This is a genomic window from Streptomyces spongiae (assembly GCF_009377185.1).
GTDB classification, from domain to species: Bacteria; Actinomycetota; Actinomycetes; order Streptomycetales; family Streptomycetaceae; genus Streptomyces; species Streptomyces spongiae.
Map to the genome: position 1 here is coordinate 1 of NZ_VJZC01000714.1, position 4,575 is coordinate 4,575.

The window sequence follows — 4,575 nt, forward strand, 5'->3', positions numbered from 1 at the left end:
GCCCCAAGCCCACCCCGACCACCACGAAGCCGAAGCCGAAACCCGAACCGACTTCGACGCAGGACGAGCCCCGCCCGCCGAACAGCACCTACGCCCAGGTCGTGAACGTCTCCACCGGTCTGTGCCTGGACATCCGCGGCGGAGAACTGGAGAAGGGCACCGACGTCGTCACCGCCCCCTGCTCGTCCTCCCGCACCCAGTTCTGGCGCGTCGACTCCGACCGTGGCGTCCTCCAGTCCTCCGCGGACCAGGACTACTGCCTCGACAGCCGCGGCTCCACCTCGCGGGGCGTCGGCATCTGGGAGTGCGTCTCGGTCGACGGCCCCAACGGCCGCAACCTCCGCTTCACGGTCGACTCCGACGGCACGATCGTCCCGGCCATCGCCCCCGACCGCGCGGTCACCCCGCTGGGAGCCGACACGCTGTTCCTGCTCCCGGACCAGGGACGCGCGGAACAGCGGTGGCGGGCGGGTGCTAAATGACGGGCACCCCGCGCCGCCATACCCGTGAGACCAGGGGCACTCCGGGACGGTAGGCCAGGTGGACGTGGCTCGGGGCGTCGAGGAGGGCGAGGTCGGCGTACGCGCCGGGGGTGAGGCGGCCGACGTCCGTGCGTCGCAGGGCCGCCGCGCCACCCGCGGTGGCCGACCACACCGCCTCGTCGGGCGTCATCCCCATGTCCCGTACCGCGAGCGCGACGCAGAAGGGCACGGACGAGGTGAAGGACGAGCCCGGGTTGCAGTCGGTGGACAGGGCGACCGTGACGCCCGCGTCGAGGAGCCGGCGGGCGTTCGGCCACTCGGCGCGGGTGGAGAACTCGGCGCCGGGGAGCAGGGTGGCGACCGTACGGCTGTGGGCGAGGGCGTCGACGTCCTCGTCGGTCAGGTGGGTGCAGTGGTCGGCGCTGGCCGCGTCCAGTTCCACGGCGAGCTGGACGCCCGGGCCGTAGGTGAGCTGGTTGGCGTGGACGCGCGGGTGCAGGCCCTTCGCCTTGCCCGCGGTGAGGATCGCGCGCGCCTGGTCGCCGTCGAAGGCGCCCTTCTCGCAGAAGACGTCGATCCAGCGGGCGTACGGGGCACAGGCGTCGAGCATCTCGCCGGTGACCAGGGCCACGTACACGGCCGGGTCGTCGGCGTGGTCGGGCGACACGATGTGGGCGCCGAGGTAGGTGACCTCGTCGGTGTGGGCGGCGGCGATGCGCAGGGAGCGGGCCTCGTCCTCGACGGTGAGGCCGTAGCCGGACTTGGTCTCGAAGGTGGTCGTGCCCTGGCGGAGGGCCTCGGCGAGGTAGCGGGTGAGGTTGGCCTCCAGCTCCTCGTCCGACGCGGCGCGGGTGGCCGCCACTGTCGTACGGATGCCGCCCGCGCTGTAGCTCCGGCCGGACATCCGGGCGTTGAACTCCTGGGTGCGGTCGCCCGCGAAGACCAGGTGGGAGTGGGAGTCCACGAAGCCGGGGATCACCGCGCGGCCCTCGGCGTCGACCCGATTGTCAGTGGCGGGTGCTTTGCTTGATTCACCGGTCCACGCGACGCGGTCGCCGTCGATGACGACGGCCGCGTCCTGGATCAGACCGAGGGGTGAGCCGTCACCGAGGGAGGGGTCGTTGGTGACCAGCGTGGCGATGTTGGTGATGACGGTGGTCGTGCCGTTGCTGCTGCTCATGGCGTCCTCGTGGGTGGTCGTCAGGCGCGGAGGGCTTCGACTGCCCGCGCGAGGGCTTGTGGCACATCCGGTACGAGGGCGTGCGCCCCGTCGCGTACGACGTGTCGCCCTGCGACGACCGTGTGCCGTACGTCCGCTGCCGTCGCGGCGAATACGGCCGTCTCGGCGCCGAGCCGCGGCAGTGGCCCCGCTGTTCTGACCGAGTCGAGCGCGATCGTCGTGAGGTCGGCGAGCGCGCCGGGTTCGAGGGTGCCCGCGTCGTCCCAGCCGAGGGCGGCATGGCCGTCGGCCGAGGCCGCACGCAGGAGGGCCGCCGCCGTCCAGTGACCACGGGTGCGGGTGCGCAGTCGCTCGTTCAGCTCCATCGCGCGGGCCTCTTCGAGCAGGTCGATCACGGCGTGGCTGTCGGAGCCGAGGGAGAGCGGGGAGCCCTCGTTCTGCAGGGCGGCCGCGGGCCCGATGCCGTCGGCCAGGTCGCGCTCGGTGGTGGGGCACATGCAGGTGCCGGTGCCGCTGCCGCCGATGAGGGAGATGTCCTCGGCGGTGAGGTGGGTGTTGTGGACGCCGGTCGTGCGCGGCCCGAGGACGCCGTGCACGGCTAGCAGCTGCGTCGGAGTGCACCCGTGGATCTCCAGGCATGCCTGGTTCTCGGCGGTCTGCTCGGACAGGTGCACATGCAGCGGGGCCCGCCGCTCCTCGGCCCAGCGGGCCACGATCTCCAACTGGTCGGCGGGCACGGCCCGTACGGAGTGGATGGCCGCTCCGATCCGCGCGTGATCCCGTTCCTTGAGAACTGAACAGCGATCTGCCCACGCGTCCGCGTCGCCGTCGGAGAAACGGCGCTGGTGGGTGCCCGGCGGTTGTCCGAAGCCGGAGGACAGGTAGGCGGTGTCGAGGAGGGTGATGCGGATGCCGGCTTCGGCGGCGGCCGCGATGAGGGCCTCGCCCATCGCGTTGGGATCGGCGTAGGGAATACCGCCGGGGGCGTGGTGGACGTAGTGGAACTCGCCGACCGATGTGACGCCCGCCAGCGCCATCTCGGCGTACACGGCGCGGGCGAGGGCGTGGTAGGTGTCCGGGGTGAGCCGGTCGGCCGTGGCGTACATGATCTCGCGCCAGGTCCAGAAGGTGCCGGAGCCGACCTGAACGGTGCCGCGCAGGGCGCGGTGGAAGGCGTGCGAGTGGGCGTTCGCCAGCCCCGGGAGCGTCAGTCCACGGAGGATCTCGGCGCCCGGGGGCGGGGATTCCTCGCCGGTCCGGACGGCGGTGATGCGGCCGTCCGCGACCTCGACGGCGACCGACGGCTCGACGTGGGTGCCGAGCCAGGCGTGCTCCAGCCAGTAGGTCTTCGGTGTCACCTGCGGGCCAGCCCTTCCAGTACGTCGGCGAGTGCGGTCACCCCGGCCACGCAGTCGTCCTCGGCGGCGTGCTCGGCCGGGGAGTGCGAGACGCCCGTGGGGTTGCGCACGAACAGCATGGCGGTCGGGATGCTCCCGGACAGGATCCCGGCGTCGTGTCCGGCTCCGGTACCCAGGACGGGGACGGTGATGTCGGTGTCCTTGCCGAGGATGCGGGCGATCTCGTCGCGCAGGGCGTGGTCGAACTCGACGACGGGGGTGAAGGACTCCCGGACGACGTCGAGGTCGACGCCGTGTGCCTCGGCGTACTCACGGGCGGCCTTCTCGATGCCGCCGACGACGGTGTCGAGGGTGGCCTGGTCCTCGGCGCGGGAGTCGAGCCAGCCGCGGACCAGGGAGGGGACGGCGTTGACGCCGTTCGGTTCGACGGAGATCTTGCCGAAGGTGGCGACGGCACCGGCGAGTTCGGCCGCGCGGCGGGCGGCGAGCACGGTCTCGGCGTACGACAGCATGGGGTCGCGCCGGTCGACGAGCCGGGTCGTCCCCGCGTGGTTGGCCTCGCCCCGGAAGTCGAACCGCCACCGCCCGTGCGGCCAGATGGCGCTGGCGATGCCGACCCGGTCACCGGACAGGTCCAGTGCCCGGCCCTGCTCGACGTGCAGCTCGACGAAGGCGCCGATACGGGCGAGCCGCTCGGGGTCGGCCCCGATGCCCTCGGGGTCGTACCCGGCGGCCTCCATGGCCTTCGGCAGACTGACCCCTTCCCCGTCGGTCAGCCGGTGCGCCTGCTCGGCGCTGAGCTGCCCTGCGGTGAGCCGTGAGCCCACACAGGCCAGGCCGAACCGGGCGCCCTCCTCGTCACCGAAGTTGACGATGGCGAGGGGCTTGCTGAACGTGACCTGCCGCGCGCGGAGTTCATCGAGCGCGGCGAACGACGACACGACCCCGAGGGGCCCGTCGAAGGCCCCGCCGTCGGGCACGGAGTCGAGATGCGACCCGGTGACGACGGCGTCCCCGGCCGCGGGGTCCCCGAGCCAGGCCCACTGGTTCCCGTTCCGGTCGAGCTCATAGCTCAACCCACGCGCCTCGGCCTGCTCCTTGAACCACGCCCGACACTCGGCGTCGGCCCCGGTCCAGGCGTAACGGCGATAGCCACCCGATTCCTGATGCCGCCCGACAGGAACCAGCTCACGCCACATCTCATGGAAGGAACTGCCCCGCACGGGCTGCACAGCCTGCCCAGGCTGTGGGCAGTCGTTCCGCTGGGCGGAACGGGTGGGCACAGCCGGACCCGCGCTCGGCGACGAGGCACCGGCCCCCACCGAAGAGTTGCCGCCCCGCTCGTCCGTACGGCTCAAGACTCGTCACCTTCACGCACAGGCACCCGCACACCCCGCTCGTCGGCAACCGACTCCGCGATGTCGTACCCGGCATCCACGTGCCGGATGACCCCCATGCCCGGGTCATTGGTCAGCACCCGCCGGATCTTCTCCCCACCGAGCTTCGTCCCGTCGGCCACCGTCACCTGCCCCGCGTGGATGGAGCGGCCCATACC

Annotated in this window: 4 protein-coding genes and 1 pseudogene; 1 reads left to right on the forward strand and 4 read right to left on the reverse strand. The window is 72.3% G+C overall.

Annotated features, from left to right (window positions below):
• Positions 1–482, forward strand: a 482-nt coding sequence (locus tag FNH08_RS45155) for an RICIN domain-containing protein (RefSeq protein ID WP_194238842.1), incomplete at its 5' end; no start/stop codon positions are given.
• Here FNH08_RS45155 and hutI read toward each other — a convergent pair.
• The 4 genes and pseudogenes from hutI to FNH08_RS45175 all read right to left on the reverse strand — a co-directional run.
• Positions 475–1,662, reverse strand: a complete 1,188-nt coding sequence (gene hutI / locus FNH08_RS45160; protein WP_152777363.1) for an imidazolonepropionase — start codon at positions 1,660–1,662, stop codon at positions 475–477. The two genes, FNH08_RS45155 and hutI, sit on opposite strands and share 8 nt — an antisense overlap.
• Before the next feature lie 20 nt (positions 1,663–1,682).
• Positions 1,683–3,020 carry a formimidoylglutamate deiminase gene (locus tag FNH08_RS45165; RefSeq protein WP_322726482.1) on the reverse strand — a complete coding sequence of 446 codons (1,338 nt, stop codon included), beginning with the start codon at positions 3,018–3,020 and terminating at the stop codon, positions 1,683–1,685.
• Positions 3,017–4,219 (reverse strand): allantoate amidohydrolase, encoded by a 1,203-nt coding sequence (locus FNH08_RS45170; RefSeq protein WP_152777367.1) that lies wholly within the window; start codon positions 4,217–4,219, stop codon positions 3,017–3,019. The genes FNH08_RS45165 and FNH08_RS45170 overlap by 4 nt, the downstream gene beginning before the upstream one ends.
• Positions 4,220–4,374: 155 nt before the next feature.
• Positions 4,375–4,575, reverse strand: a pseudogene (locus tag FNH08_RS45175) (urocanate hydratase); the annotation flags it as partial.

Coding starts and splice junctions, on each gene's coding strand:
- hutI (WP_152777363.1), bottom strand. CDS start 1,662: ATGAGCAGCAGCAACGGCACGACCACCGTCATCACCAACATCGCCACG.
- FNH08_RS45170 (WP_152777367.1), bottom strand. CDS start 4,219: ATGTGGCGTGAGCTGGTTCCTGTCGGGCGGCATCAGGAATCGGGTGGC.